Consider the following 25624-nt stretch of genomic DNA (forward strand, 5'->3'; position numbering starts at 1 on the left):
ATCCGTGGGGATTTATCCATAGCAGCTCCAAATGACGCGTATAGTTACACTCGGTGCAGATGAATCATCCACACGCTAACGAATCATTTTGCAGTATCATCCATTTAATCAGCCTTAATCGGGTCCAGCAGTACGTATCCTTCAAAAGTAAAGGGCGTTTCCTCCTGCACTTCCTCTCCCGCTGTCCAGTTGGCAAGCTGGATCTTGTCCGGCATACAGTTGATCAGTTGAACACGCTCATGACCGTATGACTCGGGATCATCCAGCTTCGAAATGATATTGAATTTCGTAAAGCCGCGGGAGATCATGTCCGAGGTCACCTTGTAACCACTCATCGTACCCGTACCTTTTTTGCTGCCAGTCTTGTGCACGGTCCATTCATTGCCAACTAGCTTTAGCTCCCGCTTCTCCATTTCCACACTGGCTTCCAACTTGTTAATATTCGTCTGCCATTCTCCCTCAATAAACACCTGTCCGTACGTCCCCATAATGACTCTTGAAGCATCTAACATACCTAGTTCCTCCTCGAAATTTCGAATTTATTATTGTACGTAAAAAGTACCAAACAACTGCTCCATCACATCGGTCAACTTCACATTCCATTGCAGGAATACCTGATCTGGCTCTGGCTGTGTGACAGCTGAACTTCCATAATAAGCAGGGTCAAGAATAACATCATAGCCATCCGGCTCAATCACATTACTCAGTGACAATTGGGCAAGATACTCCTTCACGGCTGCGATCAATGCAAGTCGGCCCTCTTCGGTATTGTTCACCTTGCCGATATAAGTCTGCTCTGCTGCTAGCTGTAAGTCTGCATGGATTGCATCCATTACTCGAATGGAGCGAATCTTCTTCCATGCGTTGTTCTGTCCTTCCGCTGGATTGACCAGCGTGTTAATTCCACGGAGTGCCTTCACCTGACGACCATCGAAAAAGAGCAGGAACACACCGCTACGCACAGCTAATTCCTGCTCGGATCGTGTAAAACGACGAGTTACATCTTCAAAAGGCGTCACCGCATAGGTTGCGGACTGATTTAGCCGCTGTCCAGCGATCAGTCCAGCTACATAAGCTGCAGTCTGAGCAGAACTATAGCTCACACCAGATAGACGCACACCAGTACCAACATTGATAATTCCTTCATGGTTCAGTGCTAGTGAGCGGGCTGCAGCTAGATTCGCCGCATCCTTCGATACGTCATCGGCTGCACTGCCACCGAATACAGCCATGACTCCACGACCCTCGTTACGAAGACGCTTCACCCAAGCGGCATAACTTTGCAGAAGAGCCATATCAGCCGCATAGTCGAGGGTTAACAGATCAAACTCTTGACCTTCCACTGCATCCTGCATTTCAATATAATCTGCATTCGTAATACCACTGTTCCCACTCTTACCTCCGGACAGTTCAGCACCACTGATATCGGCCAGAGTACCTCTACCATCGCCAAGCAACTTAGCCGTTACCCAAACATTCTCATGATCGTTGTTAATCTGTTCTACAATGGAAGTTGCCGATCCATCAGCACCTTTATAAGTGCCAAGCAGTTTGGCTCCTTCATAAAGACGAAGCTCCCGAACCGCAGGATCAATCAGTGATGGCTGAACCGTAACCGAGAAACCATTACCACGACTACCTGGATATTTGGCCTGCAATTGAAGTACATCAGATGGTGTATCCTCCGCGTTCTGAAGGGTGACGGAGGCCAAAGCTGCCGTAGTATCAGCCAAACGATAAGCGATTAGCTTTTTCGGACCTCCAAGCAGAGCAAGATATAATGAAGAGTAAGCCGTGGCTCCATCCAAGCTATCCATAGAGAATTTCTCACCAATCGCTTGCTCGCTTCCAATTTCCACAAACTCTCGCACTGGTCCCCAGTTTGCTTTAACAGGGATAATAACCGTGCCGCGGGTACCACCTTGAATTGCTGAAGCAGCTGCCGCTTTGAAATTCATATACAATCCCGGAAGTACCGGCTTATTCGTGCTTTCCCATGTTCCACCTGCCATGATTAATCCACCTTCGCTTTCATAAATTGTTCGACTCTTTGTTTGACCTCAGATACTGTAAACTGCGCTCCGGCTACTCCATACATTGCTCCCACAAGCACTTCGGCCCGAACGCCGAACAGCTCCTTAGCATGAACCTGCAGTTCAGATAGATCATATCGTGGAGCACTGCTGATGCGTGCTTCCGTCTTCAATGTTCTTTTCACAGCCATAAAGGCCACCTCACTTTAAAATAGGATGAATGTTAACGCGCCTAATCAAGGCTGCCTCTTCCACAGAACGCATCTTACGCTGCACGAGCGTTAGTGTAATCTGACCCTCTAGAATGGGATCTGCTTGTAAATTGCTAGAGGCGTCTAGTACGGATAAGTATCTGCGATTGTCTGAATCAAGCAGCTGCAGCTGGCTTCCAAACTCCTCCACAAGCCTTATGGCTGTGAGTTGATCGCTTTCGGAAACCGGGGAAGCAATATGTCCAGTGAAGCTTTTGCGGATTTCGTACATCGAAGCTCCAACCATCTTCGTCTCGCAACCTGTCAGCCGCCATAGCATAGCGTAATCATCCCGATCTACGGGCCACGCCGTATGATATACAGTCCACGGGTTTCCGAGCAGACTACTCGTCCATCCAGCAACAACACTGAGCCATTCGTCCGGTTGTTCGGGCGAGCTTGCCTCTGATGGCTCCGGCACATAAATGCCAAAACGTATCATCCGCATCACTTTGCCTGTTGCGGAATCGAACTTGTCCGCTTCCGGCACACCTAGATAATGAAGCTTGTATGCGTCATTCTTTAAGCCGATCACCCGCTTCCGGTGTAGCCCTTTCATTAGGCTTACAGCCCATGCATCAAGCTTCGATAAATCCGCACTTCCTGCATAAAGCTTCAGGCGTATCACCTGCCGATACCCCGCCCATGACGATTTCCATACATCCTCACCAAGTGTGATGACAGCAAACGAATCATCCATTCCCGCAGGTGGAAACACATCATAAACTCGCCCATCCAGCTCTGGAATGACATCGATAATGCCCTGTCTGACTGCCTTTCTCATGCTTTCTTTTGCCGCAGCGCTTCAATGTTCTCATCATAAGAAGCTGGGCTAACAAGAATAGATAACTTTCGCAATACGACTCCCTCCTTTCTGTATTGATTGTCTAACGGTTTACGGGAATGACTTAAAGGAGTTCAACCGCATTAAAAAACCGGCCCAAATGGCCGGTTCAACATACACTGTGTGCTTTCGGTATGCTCTTTTGCTTCATTCCCGATAATACAATCTTACACCCCTAGAACGTATACGCTGACGGTGATATGGATGAATAGGAAGGTTCTTTAAGCGAATCTGCGGATGAAAAAAGTAAGATCATATGTTTGTGTATTTTAGATAACCTCTAATAAAAGTAAATCACACTTCGACTTTACAATTAAAAAAATGAGTACCGACCTACTCACAACGAAAAACCGGAAGACCTGTTATAAGGTCCCCCGGTTTGAGTGGACGAAGCATTCTCTTTTTTTATCCGGACTTACATTTCGATTTTTTTTCAAGCTCATTCAGCTTTAGTAACCCTCTGTCCGCAAGAGCCAGCGCCATCTTATAAAAAGCACGGGTGCGGATCTTTGTATACGTATCTTTGCTGACCGGTGGTTCAAGGATATGGTTGTACACCTTGTAATCAAATACATCATCTTGTTTCATGTACCGTTCCTTGATCAACTGCTGTTCACGTTCACTTAGCCGCGCCACGATCAGCTCAATCATGTCACAGTACTGTTTCCTTTCCGCAGGAACATCTACATTATATACTGCAACCTTCGCGGTCTGATCTGAAGTCACATTCGTTGGTCCATGGAACCGTTCCGTATATGATGCGGTCGTGCTTACCTCTCTTATTTCAAAAGTTATGGTTCTATAAATTCGATACTTCTCAAGTACCGCCTCAACTGCATATTGGGTCTTTCTGCGATCTAGTTCCGGTAAAAATGGATTCATACCGATTCTCTCCCCTTTGAATGTCATTTGAAAATCCATCTTCTTGCCATTTGGCACCATCCTTAAGCTTCTTCAAACTCGTACATATGTTCGTGTTTTTTTAATAATATACCACTATTTGGTCTGAATCGTAAAATGCTAAAATACCTAATCTACTATCGTCCACAAGTACATATCTTCGCTTTCCTTGCCTTTTGGCAATAATACCTCTTTTTCTTTTACCTGTTGGCAAAAGCATTTAACGTGTTTATACTATATATAAAATAAGAAGCTACATATGGAATTAAGGTAAGGAGTGGCCGGAACGTGGAGCAATCATTTGGTTCGTACTTAAAACAGTTAAGGGAAGAGCGCGGCTGGAGCATGAATCAGCTTGCACAGGCGGCAGAGATCAGCGGATCACAGATATCCCGTATTGAAAGCGGCTTAAGAGGTGTCCCTAAACCGCAAACGATTCGTAAAATTGCCGATGCTTTGAATGGATCATATGAGGAATTAATGAAACAGGCTGGTTATTTAGAAGATGAACATTCCCTTCAACCATCCACAGCAGACATGACTATTCCTGAATGGGCAACAAGCAGAGACAAGCGCGACTTCAAGAAAATGCTGGAGGATGACGGTGAGTTAATGTTTGACGGAATTCCACTGGATCAGGAAGACAAGCAGCGGATCAAAGATGTACTGACGGGATTGTTCTGGGAAGCGAAGCAGATGAATAAACGAGGTAGGAAGTAATAACTTCCATATCAATGAAGGAATCAATGAATCACATACTACTATTTTGCAGGTGAAACGGCATGGATGATCTTGTACAACCCTTAATCCGCAAGCTAATCAGAAAACATCATACCAACTGCCCCTTTCAATTGTCCGAAGCGTTAGGAATTCATGTCCGATATGCCGACCTCGGCAAGACGACTAAAGGACTTTATTTCCGTAAGCTCAAAAGACGGTTTATCGTCATACATGCCCACCTGCCCGCAGAATGGCAGCGTTTTGTATGCGCGCATGAGTTAGGACACGATCGACTACACAAGGGAATCAGCCGCCTCTTTTTAGAAGAGCACTCCTACTTCTGCCCTGGCAAATTAGAGAGGCAAGCCAATCGCTTTGCGGTTGCATTGTTAACAGCTGACTTAAGGCCACTACCTGAGGAAAGTATGCAGGAATATTACCAGCGAGCGGGTATTCCACATGAAATGCTATATTTTTTTGATATCTAATCGAACATACGATCTGTCCAAGCATCTTATTTCCACTTTCAACTAAAAAAGGACCGAGCGTCATGAGCCCAGTCCCTTTCATCATCGATCTTTAGTTTTGTCGAGGATCTTTCTTCTGCAAGTAATAATAAACCGGAAGCCCGATTAAGGTCACTCCAATTGCCCACATACTATCGATTGGTTGTTTAAGCAATGTACTCAGCACGACAAACAAGGAACCTGCAATGGCAGCCAGTGGGATGAAAGGATAGAGCGGAACGCTGTACTCCCGCTTTAAGCTCCCCCGTCGTTTACGCAGAATGAACACCGCCATAAAAGCCATAATGTAGAACAAGTAAATCGCAAAAATCGCAAGCTCCGACAGATAATCCGGATTACTCACGACCATCAGGAATACAGCCAGGATCACCTGCATCACAATAGCAGCCACAGGCGTTCCCCATTTGGGATGCACCTTGCTGATTAGATGGGAGAAGGGTAGCTGACGACGTTCCGCCATGGCAAAAGGCACCCGAGGAAACGTTAATATCTTTCCATTCAGACAGCCGAATATGGAGATCAGAATGCCCACGCTAATGATTTTAGCACCGACTCCCCCCATTAATATTTCAGCAACTTTCCCCGCTGAGGCAGTGCCAAGTAAGACAATTTCATCTGGTGGCAGCACCTTCAACATCGCAACATTAACAAGCATATATACAGCGGTAACGACAGTTAATCCACCCACAATTGCGATTGGCAAATGTTTTGCTGGATTTTTCATCTCACCGGCTACAAAACCGAGCAGCATCCACCCATCATAAGCGAATAACGTCGTAAGTATAGCTGCGCCCATACCTAATTGGTCCATGACAGGGCTACCGCTACTAAATACTTGCTCATTTCCTTTCCAAATTCCTAATACACCAATAAGCAGAATAGGTGCAAACTTTGCAATCGTGGTGATGGTCTGGATCGAGCCGCCATACTTCGTGCCGTAGCTGTTTACTACAGCCAGGAATATAACTGCCCCAATCCCTAGGGGAAGATACCAAGCTTCCGATAAGTAAAATAGATTCGCCAGCAGCAATCCAAAGTACAGTCCGAGCGCTCCAATAATCGCAGGTCCATAAATGATCGTCTGCATCCACCCGCAGAGATAGCCCCAGACCTTTCCATAAACTTCTTCCATATACACATACAGTCCACCGGTCTTCGGAATTTGCACTCCGACTTCTGCAATTGTAAGACCACCTGCAATTGTAATCACTCCACCTAAGAGCCAAGCAATAAGCGCGAGATTAGCACTCCCTGCATATTCAATAACAACCCCAGGCTTCATAAATATCCCCGAACCAATAACGGTACCAATAACAAGAGACATTGCTACCGATAACCCAATATCTTTTTTTAACTGTCCTTCTGTTTCCACATTATTTCCTCCAGCCACATTCTCGTTGTCGAACGTTCATTATATCATTTTTGCACCTTATTCATTGTTCTTATACGAAATTGAATGCAGAACGAGAAAAACAGGCGCCCAAGGCGCCTGCCTGTTAAAGTCATTTACAGTTATTATTTTGAAATCACTAGTTATGACTGATCACGATTAGCCAAACTTAATGCGGCACCTGAGAGGTGAAATCTCGCTTGCTAGACTGATCTGCATGGTAGAACAGCGTATCTCCATCCGTTAGTGTAAACCTGTACCCATACGGGTTGATATATGAATTCGCGTAACCCTCCAGCTTCCACTGATTCATTAGTGGTGCATGGATGTACTGAAGATGTGGCTGAGTTAGATTTCCCGCTTGAATTGTCTCGATATTAAAGTTCACCACAATAAATCCTTTTCTCAGAAAAATTTCTGACTTCTCATCAAGTCCCTTCACGCGTCCGTATGCTGCAAGGTCAGTTCCCTTCTTGACTACATATACGTCTGACGGAATACTATATTCTCCATACCACCGCTGAACCGCAGCATTAGCACGCTCTGCATCTACTGTAGACGGAAGCCCAGACTTCGGACCAATGAATGTACGCACACCTGAGGGAAGGAGCATCCAGTCATAGCGTCCAACCCAAGTCTTATTCTTGGTGATTTTCTCAACGAATTGCTTCATAAACGCTTGGCCTGATATGCCACCGGGAGCTCCACCATGATTGTAGAGATAAGATGCAGTGTCCTGAATTTCACTCTGGGGTACATTTCGCAATCTTTCGTTTAGAATGACATACCGCTTCTCTTGATCCTGCGGTGAACCGATTCGGATAAAGTTTCGCTTATCGCTATGGTAATAAAGATCTACAGCCTGTCTCCCTTTTCCATCTTTATTCACGAAGTAGAAGCTTGGTGTGATCGCAATGCCATCCTTGGTGCTAAACATGTTTCCTTTGGTTTTGAGATCAAATTTAAAATGGTAGCCTGTCTTTACAGATACGTTCTTATATCCTGGATTAGGATGCTTCCCCGGGGCAATCGGGAGTGTATACGGTAGCTGGTTCCCTCTTATTGCTCCATCAATATCCTGCTTGCCCGTCCAATATGAGGTACCGCGTGGAGATGAGCTGCCCTTTTGTGTTCGAAATACCGTCTCCCAGTTATAGTCTGCGATATCTGTAACTCGAAAATCATAGACTCTTCCAATCACCTCAACCTGCTCTATATCTGTTGCGACATGATGCTTCAAGTCCTGATTAGCGCTTGGCTGTGTAGAATAATCCGCAGGAGCATTCTCAGCAATGGTCCGAAAAGAAACGGTATAATCGCCTTCGTCCACCCATACCGGCAGAAAAAAATCTGTATCGATCTGATTCACCGGAATGGTAATCCAGGTATTCTTCGGATAGAATGTCGACCTGTCCCGGCTGTACACATCAAACGGAAAGTAGACCTGTTTGGTCCGTATGTATTTCGCATAATCTCGGTTCCCATATCCCGGGTAATTAACATGCTGACCAGAAGTCGGAATCCGAACGGTGAATGGACGATCCAAAATGAAGGCCGCACGGCCCGTATTCGGCTTAGTCTTCTGATTATGTGCTTGGTCATCTGTGACAGAAGAATAATTAACAACAGGAGTGTGTACCGTTACGGTATTGATCCCATGGATCGGGAACTCCTGCCGACTCCCTCCATTGATGTTACCTGGTAGTAGATCATAAATAATTGTGCCTGCACTTGTTGTATTCGCTCGATTGATCTTGTCCGGACTAATCATATGGTTCGGGCTGTACAGTACGTCTTGTCCAATCTGTGTTGGGGTTGGAATTCTTGCTGGTGTAGGTCCTGTTTCAGGTACGCGAGTTCCGTTGATGATCGTCTGATTATTAAAACTCAAGGAATCATTCGTAACCTCAACTTTTTGGATCGCATTTTCCGCGTAGCTCTTTAAATCATCATTCGGTGGAGTGGGCTTCGTCTTTCCCCCACTTTTACTATCACTTGGCGCAGTGACCGTGCCTGGACTTGTTGGGGGATAATAATTACCTGTTGATTGAGCTGTATAGGAAGGTGCCTGATATCCTTTCGGACGAAGCGTAATCTCCCCACCAGGCAGTGCATAGTTCTTTAAAGTTGCTTGATCAATCTGGTAGACTTCCAAGTTATTGATTACCCAAAAAGAGTACGGACGTTCAACCGTATGTGTCTGGGTAACCGTTTCTTCTTCAGATTGTGGATCTGGCTCCTCTGTTTCCTTTCCATCAGGACCAGTGACCTTTTTACCCGGGTCCCATGTCAGTGACCATGTTTTTTCAACATTCACCGTGAACTTACAAGTACCTTTCATGTTCACAAATTTATTCTGATAGAGATAGTTTCTAGCAGATACATTACCGTAAAGTGATTCAGAGGTCGGAATGCCTCGTAGAACATCGAACGATTCACTTCCACGCTGATCAGCTAGAATTTTGGCAGTAACTATGGGGTCCATGTAGCGACCTTCTGCGGCTGTGCTAGGTGCTGGATCAGTACATTCCACTTTGGGTTCTTCTGGTGGCTTTTCGCAGCCCGGTTCTCCCGGTTTGCAGGGGGGAGGGGTATCGTCACCTACGGTGATGTTCACGTAATCATAAATGTAATAAGGTCCACTCTTCCATTTAGCTGTAATCTTTGCAGTCCCTTTGCCCTCTGCCTTAATCACCCCTGTTTTGGGATCTACCGATACAACGGATTCTTTGTCAGTAATCCATTCGGTCTGATCACGCCTTGTAACGTCTACATAGTCAGTAAAAACATCCATGTCATACTCTTGTGTTCGGACTTCCGCTTTGAGTTGTTTGGTTTGTCCCTTTTTTAGGGTCGCATGATCTGAAACTTTGAGTTCTTTGGTTTCGGTGACGTAACCTTGATAATCTATCTCAAGTGGAATGTAGTAGTGAGCATTAAATTTGGGAGCTCCGTCAGCTCTCTTACCATACTCTACTTTCAGTGAGTAATCTTTAGGCCATCCAGTATAAGTCCATAAATGCGCGAATATATCACCTTTCTCAAAATCAGGTTTATCACCTTCCGGTTCATAAGTATTAGATCTGGTGTACCTAATATCTTCGATTCCAAGTTTCTTAATATAATTTTTCTTAAATGAATTCCCCATTTTATCCTGCATTGTATCTGGGGCATAGTCGAATGTGTTAATTTTATTTTTCACCATTTCCTTGGTTGGTACCGCACTTTCTCCTGAACCATGGGTTCCCGTTGTTACTTGTTCCCCGTTATTACGAGTGGCAACCCATATATCGGTGTCTGTTTGAGTCCAAATGATATTACCACGTGGTTCTGCTTTACCTCTCACTGTTACTTCAATCGTCTGTTTTTTATATGCTGAACCGGTTGGCTTTATTTCAATTCCTTCAGTTGGATATCCTTTTAGAAATTTGGCATATGTTACGTGTTCAATATTTAATAAAAAGACAGCTAAAATCAGAAGTGTCGAAATTGTTTTTCTCATCCAAACGCACCTACTTCTGACTCAGATACACAACTGAACTGTCATCTATATTGATCTGTGCCATGAAATCACCATCCTCCAAATATTTAGTAACCCATACGGTGACACCGTTAGATCGCTTGTTAAAGAATTCTTTTGTGTTCATACGTGGAAGTGTAAAGTACCCAAACTTATTGGGCAGCTCATTCATGATTGGTTCGCCACCTGTAAAGTCAATTATCCCACTATAGTAGTGAGTAACATCGAAATCTTTCGACTTAGGATAAATCGTCATCTGCATAAATACAGGATATAAACCTTTGCTTTTTGTTAAAAATCTTTTGTCAGTATCATCTACAAAGAACGGAGCATAGACACTTTTTTTGTTACTCCAGTCTTGTGTGTCCACAGCAATCAACCTATGAAACACTAGTCTTCCTGCCCCATTCCTAAAGGTCTTTTTCTTCCCTGAAATATTTGCAAACGAAGTGTTTCCCGTAGTAAACGGAGTCACCAACTCCAAATTCGTTTTCTTCGTCCCCACCATTCGCAGTTCGTTCAAATCTGCAAACGAATCAGCGGTTTGGCTGCTTACTTTCTCGAGCCTTAAGAGAATGGCAGATGTCTCCGCTCTAGTTGTCGTATTTTTAAGACCAAAGGAGCCATCCGGATAACCACTCATTAAATTTGTCCCCATTGCCACTGCAATATATGGCACACTTGCCTGGGAAATACCTGGTTTGAATGCTTCTTTTGCAGGGATGAGTGTGGATTTCGTATCCGCTAATGCCTGTTTGAAATCCTTATCAGCCGCTGCTAACCCTGAACTCAGCCATTTAGCCATCTCTGCACGGGTTAATGGAGTGTTCGGTTTAAATCCATTTGGGTAATCACTTGGATTTATAAAACCTAGGGATACTGCACGATCTACTTCTTTTTTACTCCAGTGATTCTTCAAATCCGTAAATACATCTGTCTTCTCTTTATCAGGAACGGCTTTCGACACACGCGCCATCAGTGCTGCAAATTCTGCCCTAGTAACCGTAGCATTAGGCTTAAAGACTCCCTGACCATACCCCTTAAAATACCCCTTCTTCACAGCAGCTTCAATTGAAGAACTAGCCCAATGACTCGCCGGAACGTCCTTAAATTTCGTAGTAGCTGCTGATACAGGCTCAGCTCCTCCAAACCCCAGCACTGCACTACTCGTTACTACAGCAGCAAGAAACCCTTTAACAATCGTTAACAATGTCATCCCACACTCCCTCAAAGTATGATTTCGCATAATTTACGCATCTTCTCTTTTACTGCAATCTAGCTATTTCTAATGCCCCTCCTGCATAAATCCAATAGTCAATTGTAACTAGTTTATCATATATTGGTTTATTTTGGCATAAATACCCAATCCTCCTTCTAGTCAATTAGACATATATTCCTGCGCTATGTGCACCTTTATTACACAAAAAAGCGGAGCCCACCGAAATCTCGGTAAGCTCCGCTTTATACGGTAGCAGGAAAGTATTTACATGCAGTTTAGCATCATCTTCCCCTAAAATCAATTGAATCGCACATCCCCAATACCAAACCATGGATAGTTCATGGCGATGACATACGCTGTGCAGGCCGCACCTGCCAGTAATAGAACGATGAGAACATCGTACACCGTGAAACGAGATTTATAATAGAAGGTTCTAGCCTTTCCGCTCTCCCCACTAAACTGCTTTGCCTCCATGGCAGCCGCAACGCGGTGGGCTCTCCGGATGCTCTGAGCTAAGAGTGGAACGACATACATCCCAGCTCGAGCTACCACACCCTTCACTCCACGAATGGGTCGAAGCCCTCTTACCTTAAGCGCCTGACGGCGCACCAGATATTCCTCCCACACCATTGGCAACAGCCGAATCGAAGCCATGAAGCTATACGCGTACTTAGGTGCAAGTCGAAGTTTTTGCATCAATGCATAGAATAAGTCCACCGAAGAGGTCGTTGTGACGAACAGCAGACCTTCCGCGGCAAACGCAATCCCTTTCAACCCGAGATGCAGTCCCCGATAAAAGCTCTCTTCCGACACACGGAACAAGCCCCATTCCCACCAGATGTTATCCCCGCGGCCAAACAGCATCATCGAAGAGGATGATGAGATGAACGCAATCCCAAACGGCAGACAGAACAGTAACATTTTCCACGGCTTAATGCCACTTAGGAACAACAGACATAGCGTGAAAATAACGGCCTGGTACATCACAAAATCAAGATCATGGGTGAGTACCGTCATTAGAAACAAACCCATGAGAATTCCCAGCTTAACGACTGGATTCGCACGATGCAACCAAGTTAACCTTTGCGGTTTCCAAAAGTTCATCGACTCACCCCCGCAAGACTTAGCTCTTGTTCATCTCGGCTCTCTCTCCTACTACTACCAGGAAAACCAGTTGTCATGCTAGATGAAACCGGATGTGGAACTACACTTCTCTCTCGAACCTCCCATATCTGGGTTGCCGCATACTGTGCAATCTGCATCTCATGAGTCACCATTATAATGGCTGTTCCTGCCTGCCGCAGCTCCTCACACATGTCCAAAATGGCGAACGTATTTCGTGTATCCTGTCCAAATGTAGGCTCATCCAGCAAAAGCGCTTCCGGCTGCCGTGCCATCGCGGTGGCTACGCTTAATCTACGTTTTTGTCCGGTGGATAGCTGGTAAGGATGACGATGCTCAAGACCGCTAAGCCCGAATCTATCCAGCGATTCCCGCGCTGCTTGTTCTGCTTGTGCGAGCGGCATTCCGTCTACTAAAAGCGAGTAGGCTACCTCGTCTAATACTCGCTCTGTGACGAATTGAAGCTCCGGATTTTGGAACACAAAGCCAATTCGGCGTAGCATCTGTTCCCGAAGCTTTCGCTCCTTCCTCTTCTTCCCTAGCACCACTACTTCACCAGAAAGATAATACTCACCTTCCAGTGGAAGTAGGCCCATCAAACCCAGCAACAACGAGCTCTTCCCTGCTCCATTTGGTCCCGTTACAGCTATGAATTCCCCTGGATACACTAAAGCTCGTTCTAGCTGTACGATCGCTTCTTTTTTCCTGAGTACTGTGATATCACGCAATTCCATAACAGGATGAAGGGCTCCACTTCGCGTGATCATATCTATTCCGATCCTGCCGAGATCTTTATTCTCACTTAAGCTATCATAAGGAACCACATCACTAGCTAGCTCCCCATGTCCCATTGTTGCAGAAATATGATCCGTCTTAACCTTTGCTTTTGCCTTCGAATCTGCTCCAGCCTCTGATCGAATGTAGTCATCCCACACCCCGGGGTACCATATTCCGTAATCCTTCAACTCCTGCTGATAAGCTGTAAACACATGCTCTGGTCTACCTTCACCGAGAATCACTCCACTAGACCCAAACAATACTACTCGGTCGACATACTCCACCATCTCCTCAATCCGGTGCTCAACAATAATGAGCGTTCGCCCGTCTGAAACAGATTTCACGGCTTCCCATATCTGTTCTCTTCCCTCTGGGTCCAGCAGCGCAGAAGGCTCATCTAGAAACAGTACATCCGGTTGAAGAAGTAGAGCAGATGCGAGCGCAAGCCGCTGCTTCATTCCCTGAGAGAGATGACTGATAGGCAAATGAAGGTCATCCAACTGCAAGCCGACCTTACCTAGAACCTCATTCATCCGAGAAGCCATATCTTCCTGCGGAACACCGAGATTTTCCAGCACAAAAGCCAATTCCTCGTCCACATACGGCATACAAAATTGTGTATCCGGGTCCTGAAACACATACGCCCACGAAGAGGGAATCTGCTGTCCCGCGCATTTCATAGGCACTTCTATTGCATTCGGAATCATGCCACTAAGCACCTGAAGCAGTGTCGATTTACCACATCCACTCGGTCCTAGGAGAAGCACCTTTTCTCCTTTTTTCGCTGCAAATGATACATCCTTAAACATCAACTCACTCTCGCCCGGAAACTTCAGCCGCAAGTCTTCCACATAAACCGTACAAGGTGCATTCATTAGTTCATCACCCTGTACCAGATGTTGATCAACTGTGTTCTCACACATGCTGAGGATCATCCAAGTCATCGTAATCCTTAGCCGAAGCCGGACGAAGCAGTGAGGTTACTCCTGTGCGTTCCAACGCATTTGCCAAGACATACATGAGATATCCCGCAATCAGGGCCCCACTGATAACACGCATACTGTACTTGGCAATAAATAACCACCAAGCATAGTCATCTGTATACGCTAAATAGAAATCCATAAACATCGAACCAACCGCAGAAACTCCCCCGGCAAGAGCAACGACCCAGACCGAATACTTTTTATAGCGAAAAGCCGCAAATACGAGCTCTGCCCCCAAACCTTGGATTAATCCGTATAACAGCAGGTTAAGACCCCATCCACTTCCGAACAATACCTCCACATGAGCAGCCGCAAGCTCTGCTACAAGCGCTACACCAGGCTTACGAATCAGTAGAAAAGCAAGAGTAGCCGCAGCGAACCACATTCCGTACAGCAACTCATCTGCTTCAAAAAACAACGGTTTAAACAGGTTGTACACCGAGCCCCAGAAGTGGTACACCACACCAATCACAAGCGACACCAGAACGGTAACCAAAATATCACTCAGTCTTAGTCCTTTTCTGACAGGTGCATTCATCTTTTCTTGAGTACTGGATTGCATCTCAACTTCCCCTCTCTTACTTAAGATCTTTATCAGAGCACAACAAAAAACCGTCTGGAAACATGCGCAGACGGAAAGAAGGCCCTATGGATTGAGGGTCGGATATTCTCTACGCTGGCATTACCCAGTTCAGATTAACGGTCAGCAGCGGAATAATGTCTGCAGTCTCAGCCTGATTCACTCAAGCCCCCGTATTCCCTATTCGATTTTAAGCTGACTTAAAAATACACACGATCTCCAAAATTTGCAAGTCCCTTTTTTACAAATTCCCCTTTTTATTGATTTAACCCCTGTTCTATGTCAATATAATTCAGAGTGCGGATGGTTTGATCCGCCCATTGTTAATGCATGAGTAAAAGGAGAATCACATGGCTAAACAATTACTGAGGCTGATGACAGAACTATCTTCCCGTAAGTGGGTATCCCGGATCATGGGAGGCTTTTCCCACAGCAGATTGAGCCGTTATCTGATACCAACGTTTATACGAATATATCAAATCCCCGCACATGAAGCGGAAAAAGAAATTCATGAATACCGTTCACTGAACGAATTCTTCTCCCGTCGATTGAAGATGGGTATGCGTGCAATCGATGAAACGGCCAGTGCAATGACCAGCCCTGTAGATGGAGTCATTACCGGTATGGGTCCTATTCATTCCGGTACCATCCTAAACGTCAAAGGCCAAGATTATACGATCGGCGATCTGCTCGCTAATTCCCCGCGAATGGAGAATTATACGAACGGTTATGTATTCGTGCTATATCTAAGCCCTACCGACTATCACCGAATTCACTCTCCTGTAACCGGGAAAAAGGCGGAAAGTGAGCATCTCCGTGGTAAGGTATACCCGGTGAATGATTTTGCGATGACGAACATCCGCTCCGTCCTTAGCCGTAATGAAAGACTCATAACCTATATCACGCACGAGCATGGCGAAGTCGCTGTTGTTAAAGTCGGTGCGATGAACGTCAGCAGTATTAAATATGCCGATCCATCCGTAAGTGAGTGGCGTAACGGTGACGACCTGGCCTACTTTGAATTTGGTTCTACCGTCGTTCTTCTAACAGAGAATGGTACGTTCACGCCTCGTGGTGACCTAACGGTCGGAGATAAGGTGAAGATGGGCGCACTTTTAGGTCTTCTTCATAAGCCGTCAAAAGAATCATAGAATCGCTTGCCTATTTATTAAGCGTTCTTAGTACGATATGCCGAAACAACCGGTACGGCAGTAACAGCTTAGCTACAATAGTCATCCGTGTTCCGAATGGGACTCTATACCTGAACTTTGGGGAAGCGCTTCGAGCGATTTCCCCAACCAGTCGGGCAACCTCCTGCGGATCACCGCTTTTTTCAGCAGTTGTTCTGGAGAAATCCAGCACATTATTCAGCATTTTCTGGTAAGGAGATCCAGCCTCTGCTTTTATATCGCTAAACCCTTTGCCCCAGATCGGTGTTCCGTAAGCTCCTGGCTCGATCAGCACCACATCCATTCCGAGCGGCTGAAGCTCTAGTGAAAGACATTCAGCCATTCCCTCCACAGCAAACTTCGAAGAAGCGTATGGTCCATATCCAGGGAATCCGATGACTCCACTTATACTACTCATGAAGATAATTCTAGATTTTGGAGTTTTGCGCATGAGTGGCAGTGCTATTTGAGTTACAGAGACGGTTCCGAAGAAGTTCACATCCATCTGTTTCCGCCATGCATCAAGCGATACTTCTTCTACAAATCCACCCACCGCTTCTCCTGCATTATTCACAAGAAGGTCCAGACGCCCCCAACGATTATGAATCTCTGAAACAGCTTGCTCGATCAATTCAGGCTTACACACATCCAGACTGACCACATGAATTCGAGATTCCAATCCCGCTTCAATAGCTGAAGTCATCAGCATCTGCGAAGCCTCTATCCTTCTCATCCCTGCTGCCACCACATACCCCAGTGCTGCAAGCTCCAGACAGATCAAGAGGCCAAATCCACTTGATGCTCCGGTTACAAGCGCTACTTTTCCGGTTAATTCACAAGGCTTTTTCATTCTTTCTCTCCTTTGGGGTTCCGATCATTCATCTATTATAAACGTTAAAAAAGCACCTTTCTATTTCGCCAAGGAATGAGTCCTCCAGGAGAAATAAGACAGGTGCTGTTATGTGTATGATTTATTAGAACCACAAATTCTGCTCAGGACTAGCACTCTTAAACCGACGTAAACGATTTCTAAAAATGCCGCAACCACCACGACTGCATATTAAGCTGCGCATTCTTCTTCTTTGGCTCATTGCCGGCACCCTCCTCTCTGTCTTATCAAGACTTAATTCTAGTCATTACCCATTGTAATGGGAGATGAAACATATCGTTACATCCATATTTTCTTAACGAACCTCAGACGGACTTTTTCCTGTGTACTGCTTAAACTGCCGACTAAAGAAGAAAATATCTCTATAGCCGAGTGCATCAGCCACTTCTGTTACGTTCATACCCTGATGCAGTAGCAGATGCTGCGCCCGCTCAATCCTCATCTTAATAATATAAGATTGAACTGGTGTACCCATAAGCTCCTTGAACTTGATTGAAAAATAGCGGGGAGACAGCCCTGCTCTTGCAGCCAAATCCTCAACCCTGTGTGGTATACCCGGATGCAGACGAACATAATTCGCGATCTCATGAATCGCCTCCGACAGATGGTTGCTCGCTTTCTTACTAACCGGCGTATCCTGATCATCTCTAAGCAAATAAATCATCAGCTGCTTTAGGATCATCTGCCCTTCAATCTCCGCCCCATAAGGCTGGTCTAGATATAGCCGAACGTACTTAGCAAGCAAATATTCGAAATCCATCGTCTCGGTCAGCCTCCGATAAGGAGCAGGCACCTCACTGACAGGATCGGTCACGTCAAAATGCATGTAGGTTAGAACAAGCGGCTTCTGCGGATTGTGTGTGGCACTTGTATGGTCGCCAGGAGAGAATAGAAAACAACTTCCCTTTCCTACCTCATACGCTTCGTCATTGAGTACGACGGTTCCTTCACCACTCCATACATAAAATAAGTCATAATTTTGCATCGGTTTCTCACGCTTCTGCCATTTCCATCCTGGTTCACAGGCGATTTTCGCTAAAGCGGGCTTGATTACAAAAGAAGACGGCGATGCATTTAGCATCACGTCATTCCCCCTTGTCTCTTTCAAAATATTAATTTCTCTCTATCTCCATGATACTCTTTTTTGATAGGTTTTGCATGTCCTCCCATGCTAGAGCCATTCGGCAGACTCCATTCTCAATTTTCTCCCTATCTAGATGAGCGAATGAGAAGCAACCAGCCGAAATACCCGGTGAAAGATGATACAACGCAGCATCCCTAAACTCTACACCTCTATATTGACAAGCCTGTTTAAAAATCTCGTACTGATCTGCTCCATGCAGCCAAGTCGCGTATATATGCAGCCCCGCATCTCCTGGATCTACTAGGAACAAATGGGCTATCTTCTCTTCCATAAGTTTTACCAAGTACGAATGAAGTCCCTTATAAATTCGGGTCATACGACGCAGATGCCTGCCATATTCTCCTCGTGTCATAAAATGCGCCAAAGCTCGCTGCTCCAGTAGCGCAGGTGACACGGGCTCATACAGTGCTTTTGCAGCAACCACCGGATTTACCATCGCCTTAGGAAGGACTGCATATCCAATGCGAAGACCGGGAAACATCGTCTTGGAGAATGAACCGATATAAATGACACGCCCCGTATTATCCAGTGCCTTAAGTGGCTCCATGGGACGACCACCAAAGCGGAACTCGCTATCATAATCATCCTCAATAATAATGGCATGATGAGCATTGGCCCATCTTAACAATTCTCTTCTCCGATCCAGTGACAGTACCGCGCCCGTTGGATATTGCCGACTTGGTGTGACGAACAAGAGCCGAGCATCCCAAGAAGCAGGAATGATACCGAAACGGTCCACCTCCCCCGGTACAACTCTTCCACCACAGGCCTCCACTGCCTTTCGTATTCCAAAGTACCCTGGATTCTCAAGAACCACAGGGTCTCCTTGATTTATCAGCAATTGGGAGAGCAGCACAATGCCTTGCATTGATCCGCTAAAAACCACAATATTTTCTGCCTCAGCCTGTATCCCTCGTGTGAATTTTAGATGTGCAGCGATTGCTTGACGGAGTTCGAAGTGACCTGCCGTAGGTAGCTCTTGATGGTATTCGTTTCTCGGATTGCTTACAGCATAATTGATCGAGCTTCTCCATTCCTTAGAAGGAAAATGCTCAGACGCTGCTATGTCACCGATAAACGATATGCAAGCCTCGGTCTCATTGCTTTCTCTTCCCTCTTGCATTGTCCAAGCATTGGAGTTTGAACCCGGTCGTTCTTCACGAAGGGGCAAGCAATCTATCATCCGTTGTCCCCAGGTGGATAATACAGGATCAGACTGTACATCATCTTCTTCCTTTATCCTTGGTGATATAGACACGCCCTTGGCTACATAAGTTCCACTTCCTATCATCGCCTCTACGTAACCTTCAGCAAAAAGCATATCGTAGCTTTGTGCTACCGATCCCCTGGACATCCCATATAGACGAGCAAGCTCACGAGTCGCAGGAAGCCGTGTCCCCTCAGCGAGCACTCCACTTAATATGGCGTCCCTTAAAGCATGATAAAGAGCTAAGTATTTAAAGCGGTATTTCTCCTGATACGTTTCAACAGATAATCCAAGCTCCATCACTTTCCCTCCAACTCCACATTGGACCATTTAAAACAATGTAAATTGGATCTTTTTTCTTGTCAATTGGAACCTTATGCTGTTTAAAACTGAACTCGAAGGGAATGCGGATTGAAATGAGAAGAAGTGAATTTATGATTGAAGATCCACAGGAAGTGGAGCAGTTTCTAATGGAAATGAGCTTTGGTTTTCTTGGAACGGTTGATGAAGCGGGATGTCCACGGGTCACTCCACTGAATTTTGTGTTTGTTGACGGTGCTTTTTATTTTCATGGAAGCCGTATGGGCGAAAAAATGGACCACCTGTTCCAAAATTCAGCAATCAGCTTCACCGTAGCAGATGAATATGCAGTGATTCCGTCTTACTTTACCGACTCAGCGATGGCCTGTCCGGCTACAGCATTTTTCAAAAGTGTTACCGCAAGCGGAACTGCTGTTGTTGTAGAGAACATTGAAGAAAAGGCACAAGCCCTCAGCCAGTTCATGCTTAAACTTCAACCTGAGGGTGGATATGATCCGATCGATGCCAAGGACCCAAGATATATTCCTCAACTGAAAGGTGTTGCCTTAATTAAGCTTGATCCTACTCATATGTCAGCTAAATTTAAGTTTGGACAAAACCTGAAGAATCGGCGTCTCAATCATGTACTAGACGGACTCAAAAGCCGCAATGAGAACCGGGATGCAGTAACCGTTGAACATATATGTAAGTACCATCCTTCCTCTTCGTAGACGTATGCTTTTTCCGTGACGCTTTCGCAGTCAAGTGTTATAATGTTAGTCAATGAAATCAGAGATGAGAGATACTGCACCTTAACCTAAAGTACTCGGAAGGATGGAATCAACTCATGAACCCATTGGCTGGACAATTGAACGAAAGCATCAAAACAGGAAGTCCTCATGTCTACGACATGTTGTCAAACCTCGGTAAAGAAATTTATTTTCCTAAGGAAGGTATTCTGAGCCAATCAGCGGAAGCAACAAGCCATGCCAAAAAATATAACGCAACCATCGGCATTGCAACAGAAGGCGGAATCCCCATGCATTTGGGTGTCATCCAAGATAAGCTGTCTGCTTACCAGCCGAAGGACCTTTACAGCTATGCTCCTCCTGCTGGTAAACCTGAGCTGCGTTCTGCTTGGCGGAACAAGATGATACAGGAGAACCCTACGCTTGAAGGCAAAAGCTTCAGCAATCCTATCGTTACCAATGCACTCACACATGGACTGAGCATTGTTGCCGATCTGTTTGTTGACGAAGGAGATGCGGTTGTCTATCCAGATAAGAACTGGGAGAACTATGAGCTCACTTTCGGTATCCGCCGTCATGGTGTTACCGTGAACTATCCACTATTTACAGATGATATGAAATTTAATGCCGCTGGCCTACGCGAAGCACTTCTAAGTCAGAAGGACAAGGGTAAAGCAGTCGTACTACTGAACTTCCCTAACAATCCGACGGGTTATACACCAGGTGTTGAGGAAGGCGAAGCCATCGTAGCTGCTATTCTGGAAGCTGCAGAAGCTGGCATTAATGTTGTTGCCGTAACGGATGATGCCTACTTCGGTCTGTTCTTCGAAAATTCACTTAAAGAATCCCTATTTGGACGCTTGGCGGATATCCATCCACGAGTATTAGCAGTCAAAATCGACGGAGCGACCAAAGAAGAATTCGTATGGGGCTTCCGTGTCGGATTCATTACTTATGCTTCGGAGAATAACGACGTACTTGCTGCACTCGAACAGAAGACTCTTGGTATTATTCGCGCTACGATTTCAAGTGGTTCTCATCCTTCTCAGACCTTTGTGCTGGATGCGCTGAAGTCTCCGGAATTCGAACAACAGAAGTTAGAGAAGTTCAACATCATGAAAGGCCGCGCGAACAAGGTTAAATCCCTTCTCGATAGCGGTAAGTATGGTGATGTATGGGAGTATTACCCGTTCAACTCCGGATACTTTATGTGCCTTAAGCTTAACGGTATCTCTGCCGAGGCGCTCCGTTCCCATCTCATTCATGAATACGGTGTTGGAACGATTGCCCTTGGGGAGTACGATCTCCGGATTGCCTTCTCCTGTATTGAAGAAGAACATCTAGAAGATCTATTTGATCTTATATATAAAGGAATTCAAGACTTACAACAGGCATAATTCCATACACAAACCACGAATAAGATCGGGCTAATCCCCGATCTTATTTCTTTATTCAGAATACACGCTCGCCCATACACTTGGCCATGTGGCTACATAGTATACTGTGTACTAACACAACGAACTGAAAGGGGAATGAACATGAGTGCAGTTGAAGAAAATAGATGTGGTGGATATGGTGGATATGGTGCATGCGGCGGAGGATACGGAAGCGGCGTAGGAGCCATTCTGGTACTTTTTATCCTTCTCGTTATCATCACTCGTGCTTTCTGGGTATAATGAAACAGCATTATAAATAATAATTTCTAATCCACGAATGCCTTTCATCTATTATAAAAAGGGTATCCTCACACGGTCCTTGACCCGTAGGGATACCCCTCTATTTGTTAACTATTTTTAGAAATCGTCCTCATCCTCATCTTCCTTGCGTCCCCGTTTCAGAGCAGCCATTCGGAATATAACGACAAGCGCCACACCACATGCCCCCGTACCGAGCACAAGTCCAGGCTCAGTACCTATGGAAGCAAGTAGTGGAAGCCACATGAGCACCGCCCATAACAATTGCACCTGAAACACAAGTTTTACTTCATTAACCCGCCGTGTTCCCTCAGGCAGAGGATAAACATGAAGCCAGAATGACTCATGGTGCAGCTTACGCAGCGATGTAAGCTGCAATCCAGCGATCATCAAGCTGACCAGATAAACTGCACTTGAGGCCATACCTCCGCGTGTCCACCAGACAAGCAGTGCACCAAGAATCCCAACTCGGATCAGAATGCCGAAGATATCACTTCGAACAAGACTTTTGATTAATAAATAACGATAAGCTGTATCTTTGCGCCAAGGGATTCCACTTCCCCAACGAGACAGCCATCTTCGTGCATACACCCTCTGTTCACGCTGTGGCACATTCACGAACCAGCTAAGGATCATCATCACCCGGCCGGCCTGCCTTTTCTCTACCTGAATCAACCGCTCCCAAGCAACAGGATGCTTAGCCGGAATGGATAAAGATGCAACATAAGTAGCCCCTACCAGCACGATAAACAACAGACTGCGAAGACTTGGATACCACAGCCATGAAGCGATAGCTAACGCAATAATCGTCCAGCGCAGTGCACGATACGCTGCTGCAGCCCCCCGTGAGGTCATACTAAGCTCTTTCCAGCTTCCGTAGCTGGACAGGAGTTTCAATCCAACCAAGACCACAATACTTGCTAATAAAGACTTTGGATCCTGATCGCTCCGTATGTATAACGGCCATAGGGTAAGTACCACCAGGATTAATCCCGCAATTTTGTAGACTGTACCGCCTACCCAGCCCTTGGCAAAGTATTGATTCATTCTTGATTCTTGAGGCATAAGAAACACCGTATCTGCCTGTTTAAGATAAGTGCGAACACCACTATTCACCGTTAGCGGTAATAATACGATTAGCATAATCCAGCGTATAGGCAAGTCGGGCGGGATATGCTGTACTAATGAGGTATACCAAGCCGAGAAAGCAATGAGCAGGAATAGAAATACAACCGCTACACCACTTTGAATAACATAACCAAGGTACGGTAGAACCTCACCCCAGAATTGACTCCGTCTTTTGGCATATAACTCCCGCAGATTCATTCGCCATTCCCGCCTTGAATAAGTGCATAGAACAGCTCCTCTAGCGGTAGACCTGGTTTCCCAGCCTGCTCTGCAACCTCTTGAAGGGTTCCCTGCGCAATGATCCTTCCTTGATGCAATACGATAAACCGATCACAGTAATTCTCAATCGTTGATAAAATATGTGAACTTAACAACACCGAGGAACCGGCAGCTTTAAGCTCAAGCATGAAATCAAGCAGTGAGCGAATGCCAAGTGGATCGAGCCCCAAAAAAGGTTCGTCTATAACATATAACGAGGGCCTTGCAACAAATGCACACATAATCATGACCTTCTGCCGCATTCCTTTTGAAAGATGTGCAGACAGGCTATCCATCTTATCCTCCATACGAAACATGCTGGATAATTGAGCTGAACGAGATTCATACTCTTCACGAGGCACGCCATAGGATCTTGCAGTGAATTCTAGATGCTCCCTTACCGTCATCTCCTCGTATAGAAGCGGGGATTCTGGGACAAATGCTAGTGCACCATGATACGCTTCCGAGTTCTCATCCCGAGTCTGGTTTTGAACACGAACTTCACCTTTCTGCGGCTTCATAAGCCCAAGAATATGCTTCATCGTGGTACTCTTACCTGCTCCATTAAGTCCGATCAGGCCCACCATTTCACCAGGCTGGACACTAAAGGTGACATCATGCAGAACAGGGCGGTTCAAGCTATACCCCCCGCTTAAGTTTTGTACGGATAATACTGGATTCTCCTTCATTCCTGTTCACCCCATTTTCAGCAGTGTCCTTTCACATACATAACGATACGCTAAAAAGGACACTGGATAATGACATTTCATTGTATTGCATTACACTTACATGAATCTAATGCTTGTTATTTCATTAATTACCCCTGTGGCGGCTTGTTCTTCAGCCACTTCGGAGCACCCTTGTTCTTCCGATCGCGTTCCCGTTCGCTCTGACGCTCCTGTGATACCTTGCCGGAAGTGCTGCGAGTACCCGTTTGTCCTGACACCTTAGCTGGCTTCCCTTGGTTCTGACGAGCTGGGGTGTTCTCTTTAGCTCGTGTGAATGAACCACTATGTGGAGTACGAGCAGTACCGGATGGAACTTCTCTTGGAGATCTTACCTTACCGCCGTATAACGCTTTTTCCTCAATCGTAATACCAAGCTCACGGTTGAATTTTCGCATAATAAAGGTTTGCCGATCCGTCACAATCGAGATAACCATCCCACTGCGTCCCATGCGTCCCGTTCTTCCTGCACGATGCGTATAAAATTCAGCATTCATCGGTGGATCGTAGTTAATAACCATCCCGAGTCCCTCAATATCCAGACCCCTTGCAGCGACATCACTCGCTACCAGAAGCTGTGTACGCCCTTCGCGGAACGCATTTAATACTTTACTGCGTGTCATTTTGTCCGCATCGCCATAAAGAGCTGCAGCACTTAAGCCTGCATAATTAAGTTTGGCCTCAACCTCAGCAAGATCCGCTGTCGCGTTGACAAATACAATCGCTCGATCTGTTTTATAGTGCCGGAAAATTCTCCGCACCATGTCTATCCGGTCCCGTTCCTCACTGACGAAATAGTAGTGCTCCAGAGCAGACGGTGTTCTTAACTCAGGATCAATGCCAATCTCTACAGGGCTGTCCATCTCCCGCTTAACCAATTCAGCTGTTTGCGGGCTCACCGTAGCTGATAAGAATACAAGCTGACGATCACGCATGGCGCTTCGCAGGATTCGTTCCACATCCCCTGCTGCCCCAAGATTAAACACTTGATCGACTTCATCCACAACGATTGTAGTAACCGCGTGCATCTTAAGTTTCTTAATTTCAATCAGCTCACGCACACGTCCTGGTGTACCCACAATCAATTGAGGATGTAATTTTAGCTTCTCTAGCTGCCGTTTGGCTGATGCGCCCCCGATCAATCCGAGCACACCGATTCCTCGAACTTCACCGTAACGCTCTCCCTCTCGCACAATCTGAATAGCGAGCTCCTGAGTAGGCGCTAGAATCACTTTCTGAACTGCTTTGCTCTCGGTATCTATGCTTTGAAGCACAGGCAGTAAATACGCTAAAGTTTTGCCGGTTCCTGTCTGGGAAGTTGCAAGCACATCCTTACCTTCCAGCACTTGTGGAATCGCTTCTGCCTGCACCGGAGAAGGCGTATGTATTCCAAACTCACCCAAGCGGGCTGCTAAATCCTCGGTAATGCCGAGTGTTGTAAATGTAGTAGAAGTCATAGGTTCGTCCATCCTTTATCTCTGAGTATTGTTCACTC

23 protein-coding genes and 1 riboswitch are annotated in these 25624 nt (G+C 45.8%); of the genes, 6 read left to right on the plus strand and 17 right to left on the minus strand.

Going from position 1 to position 25624, the window contains the following annotated elements:
- Nucleotides 1-104: 104 nt before the first annotated feature.
- From AC3WJJ_RS15200 to AC3WJJ_RS15220, 5 genes are all read right to left on the minus strand, one after another.
- Complete coding sequence (locus AC3WJJ_RS15200) at nt 105-512, minus strand: phage tail tube protein (RefSeq protein ID WP_492541837.1); 408 nt, start codon at nt 510-512, stop codon at nt 105-107.
- A 30-nt stretch (nt 513-542) separates the two neighbouring features.
- A complete protein-coding gene (locus AC3WJJ_RS15205; RefSeq protein WP_492541839.1) occupies nt 543-2012 on the minus strand; it encodes a phage tail sheath family protein in 1470 nt (489 codons plus the stop codon).
- 2 nt (nt 2013-2014) lie between these two features.
- Nucleotides 2015-2224, minus strand: coding sequence for a YqzN/YkzM domain-containing protein (locus AC3WJJ_RS15210; protein ID WP_422658207.1), 210 nt, complete (start codon nt 2222-2224; stop codon nt 2015-2017).
- 10 nt (nt 2225-2234) lie between these two features.
- Entirely contained in the window at nt 2235-3068 is an 834-nt protein-coding gene (locus tag AC3WJJ_RS15215; RefSeq protein ID WP_492541841.1) for a hypothetical protein, read from the minus strand.
- A 465-nt stretch (nt 3069-3533) separates the two neighbouring features.
- Nucleotides 3534-4010 carry an ArpU family phage packaging/lysis transcriptional regulator gene (locus AC3WJJ_RS15220; RefSeq protein WP_492541843.1) on the minus strand — a complete coding sequence of 159 codons (477 nt, stop codon included), beginning with the start codon at nt 4008-4010 and terminating at the stop codon, nt 3534-3536.
- A 306-nt stretch (nt 4011-4316) separates the two neighbouring features.
- Between AC3WJJ_RS15220 and AC3WJJ_RS15225 the strand changes: the two genes are divergently transcribed.
- Both AC3WJJ_RS15225 and AC3WJJ_RS15230 read left to right on the plus strand, forming a co-directional pair.
- Nucleotides 4317-4748, plus strand: coding sequence for a helix-turn-helix domain-containing protein (locus AC3WJJ_RS15225; protein WP_492541845.1), 432 nt, complete (start codon nt 4317-4319; stop codon nt 4746-4748).
- 62 nt (nt 4749-4810) lie between these two features.
- Complete coding sequence (locus AC3WJJ_RS15230) at nt 4811-5236, plus strand: ImmA/IrrE family metallo-endopeptidase (RefSeq protein ID WP_492541847.1); 426 nt, start codon at nt 4811-4813, stop codon at nt 5234-5236.
- 91 nt (nt 5237-5327) lie between these two features.
- Here the strand turns inward: AC3WJJ_RS15230 and AC3WJJ_RS15235 are convergent, their stop codons facing one another.
- From AC3WJJ_RS15235 to AC3WJJ_RS15260, 6 genes are all read right to left on the minus strand, one after another.
- Nucleotides 5328-6647, minus strand: a complete 1320-nt coding sequence (locus tag AC3WJJ_RS15235; protein ID WP_492541849.1) for an APC family permease — start codon at nt 6645-6647, stop codon at nt 5328-5330.
- Nucleotides 6648-6834: 187 nt separating this feature from the next.
- Nucleotides 6835-10167 carry a DUF5704 domain-containing protein gene (locus AC3WJJ_RS15240; protein ID WP_492541851.1) on the minus strand — a complete coding sequence of 1111 codons (3333 nt, stop codon included), beginning with the start codon at nt 10165-10167 and terminating at the stop codon, nt 6835-6837.
- 10 nt (nt 10168-10177) lie between these two features.
- A complete protein-coding gene (locus AC3WJJ_RS15245; protein WP_492541853.1) occupies nt 10178-11401 on the minus strand; it encodes an S-layer homology domain-containing protein in 1224 nt (407 codons plus the stop codon).
- A gap of 300 nt (nt 11402-11701) precedes the next feature.
- Nucleotides 11702-12508 carry an energy-coupling factor transporter transmembrane component T family protein gene (locus tag AC3WJJ_RS15250; protein WP_492541855.1) on the minus strand — a complete coding sequence of 269 codons (807 nt, stop codon included), beginning with the start codon at nt 12506-12508 and terminating at the stop codon, nt 11702-11704.
- On the minus strand, nt 12505-14178 hold the full coding sequence (locus AC3WJJ_RS15255) for an ABC transporter ATP-binding protein (RefSeq protein WP_492542073.1): 1674 nt from the start codon (nt 14176-14178) through the stop codon (nt 12505-12507). The genes AC3WJJ_RS15250 and AC3WJJ_RS15255 overlap by 4 nt, the downstream gene beginning before the upstream one ends.
- Nucleotides 14179-14218: 40 nt before the next feature.
- A complete protein-coding gene (locus AC3WJJ_RS15260; protein WP_492541856.1) occupies nt 14219-14848 on the minus strand; it encodes an ECF transporter S component in 630 nt (209 codons plus the stop codon).
- A gap of 89 nt (nt 14849-14937) precedes the next feature.
- Nucleotides 14938-15051, minus strand: a riboswitch (TPP riboswitch).
- 165 nt (nt 15052-15216) lie between these two features.
- Here AC3WJJ_RS15260 and asd point away from each other — a divergent pair.
- On the plus strand, nt 15217-16017 hold the full coding sequence (gene asd / locus AC3WJJ_RS15265) for an archaetidylserine decarboxylase (RefSeq protein ID WP_422658216.1): 801 nt from the start codon (nt 15217-15219) through the stop codon (nt 16015-16017).
- Between the two features lie 10 nt (nt 16018-16027).
- Here asd and AC3WJJ_RS15270 read toward each other — a convergent pair whose 3' ends face one another.
- The 3 genes from AC3WJJ_RS15270 to pdxR all read right to left on the minus strand — a co-directional run bounded on the left by AC3WJJ_RS15270 (nt 16028) and on the right by pdxR (nt 19575).
- A complete protein-coding gene (locus AC3WJJ_RS15270) occupies nt 16028-16885 on the minus strand; it encodes an SDR family oxidoreductase (protein ID WP_492541858.1) in 858 nt (285 codons plus the stop codon).
- Nucleotides 16886-17219: 334 nt separating this feature from the next.
- The gene (locus AC3WJJ_RS15275; RefSeq protein WP_422658218.1) at nt 17220-18005 is read right to left on the minus strand and encodes a helix-turn-helix domain-containing protein; all 786 of its coding nucleotides are present in this window, start codon (nt 18003-18005) and stop codon (nt 17220-17222) included.
- 31 nt (nt 18006-18036) lie between these two features.
- On the minus strand, nt 18037-19575 hold the full coding sequence (gene pdxR, locus AC3WJJ_RS15280) for a MocR-like pyridoxine biosynthesis transcription factor PdxR (RefSeq protein ID WP_492541860.1): 1539 nt from the start codon (nt 19573-19575) through the stop codon (nt 18037-18039).
- A gap of 116 nt (nt 19576-19691) precedes the next feature.
- On the opposite strand from pdxR, the gene AC3WJJ_RS15285 reads away from it, so the two are divergent.
- From AC3WJJ_RS15285 to AC3WJJ_RS15295, 3 genes are all read left to right on the plus strand, one after another.
- Nucleotides 19692-20306 carry a pyridoxamine 5'-phosphate oxidase family protein gene (locus AC3WJJ_RS15285; RefSeq protein ID WP_492541862.1) on the plus strand — a complete coding sequence of 205 codons (615 nt, stop codon included), beginning with the start codon at nt 19692-19694 and terminating at the stop codon, nt 20304-20306.
- A gap of 116 nt (nt 20307-20422) precedes the next feature.
- Nucleotides 20423-21721 carry an aminotransferase class I/II-fold pyridoxal phosphate-dependent enzyme gene (locus AC3WJJ_RS15290; protein WP_492541864.1) on the plus strand — a complete coding sequence of 433 codons (1299 nt, stop codon included), beginning with the start codon at nt 20423-20425 and terminating at the stop codon, nt 21719-21721.
- Between the two features lie 141 nt (nt 21722-21862).
- Complete coding sequence (locus tag AC3WJJ_RS15295) at nt 21863-22000, plus strand: YjcZ family sporulation protein (protein WP_492541866.1); 138 nt, start codon at nt 21863-21865, stop codon at nt 21998-22000.
- Nucleotides 22001-22117: 117 nt separating this feature from the next.
- Here AC3WJJ_RS15295 and AC3WJJ_RS15300 read toward each other — a convergent pair whose 3' ends face one another.
- The 3 genes from AC3WJJ_RS15300 to AC3WJJ_RS15310 form a co-directional block, all read right to left on the minus strand.
- The gene (locus AC3WJJ_RS15300; RefSeq protein ID WP_492541868.1) at nt 22118-23344 is read right to left on the minus strand and encodes an ABC transporter permease; all 1227 of its coding nucleotides are present in this window, start codon (nt 23342-23344) and stop codon (nt 22118-22120) included.
- Nucleotides 23341-24093: an ABC transporter ATP-binding protein gene (locus AC3WJJ_RS15305; RefSeq protein ID WP_492541870.1), complete on the minus strand. Its 753-nt coding sequence runs from the start codon at nt 24091-24093 to the stop codon at nt 23341-23343. The genes AC3WJJ_RS15300 and AC3WJJ_RS15305 overlap by 4 nt, the downstream gene beginning before the upstream one ends.
- A 128-nt stretch (nt 24094-24221) precedes the next feature.
- Nucleotides 24222-25586 carry a DEAD/DEAH box helicase gene (locus AC3WJJ_RS15310; protein WP_492541872.1) on the minus strand — a complete coding sequence of 455 codons (1365 nt, stop codon included), beginning with the start codon at nt 25584-25586 and terminating at the stop codon, nt 24222-24224.
- Nucleotides 25587-25624 lie beyond the last annotated feature (38 nt).

It is taken from the genome of Paenibacillus sp. FW507-14B1B (assembly GCF_058781425.1).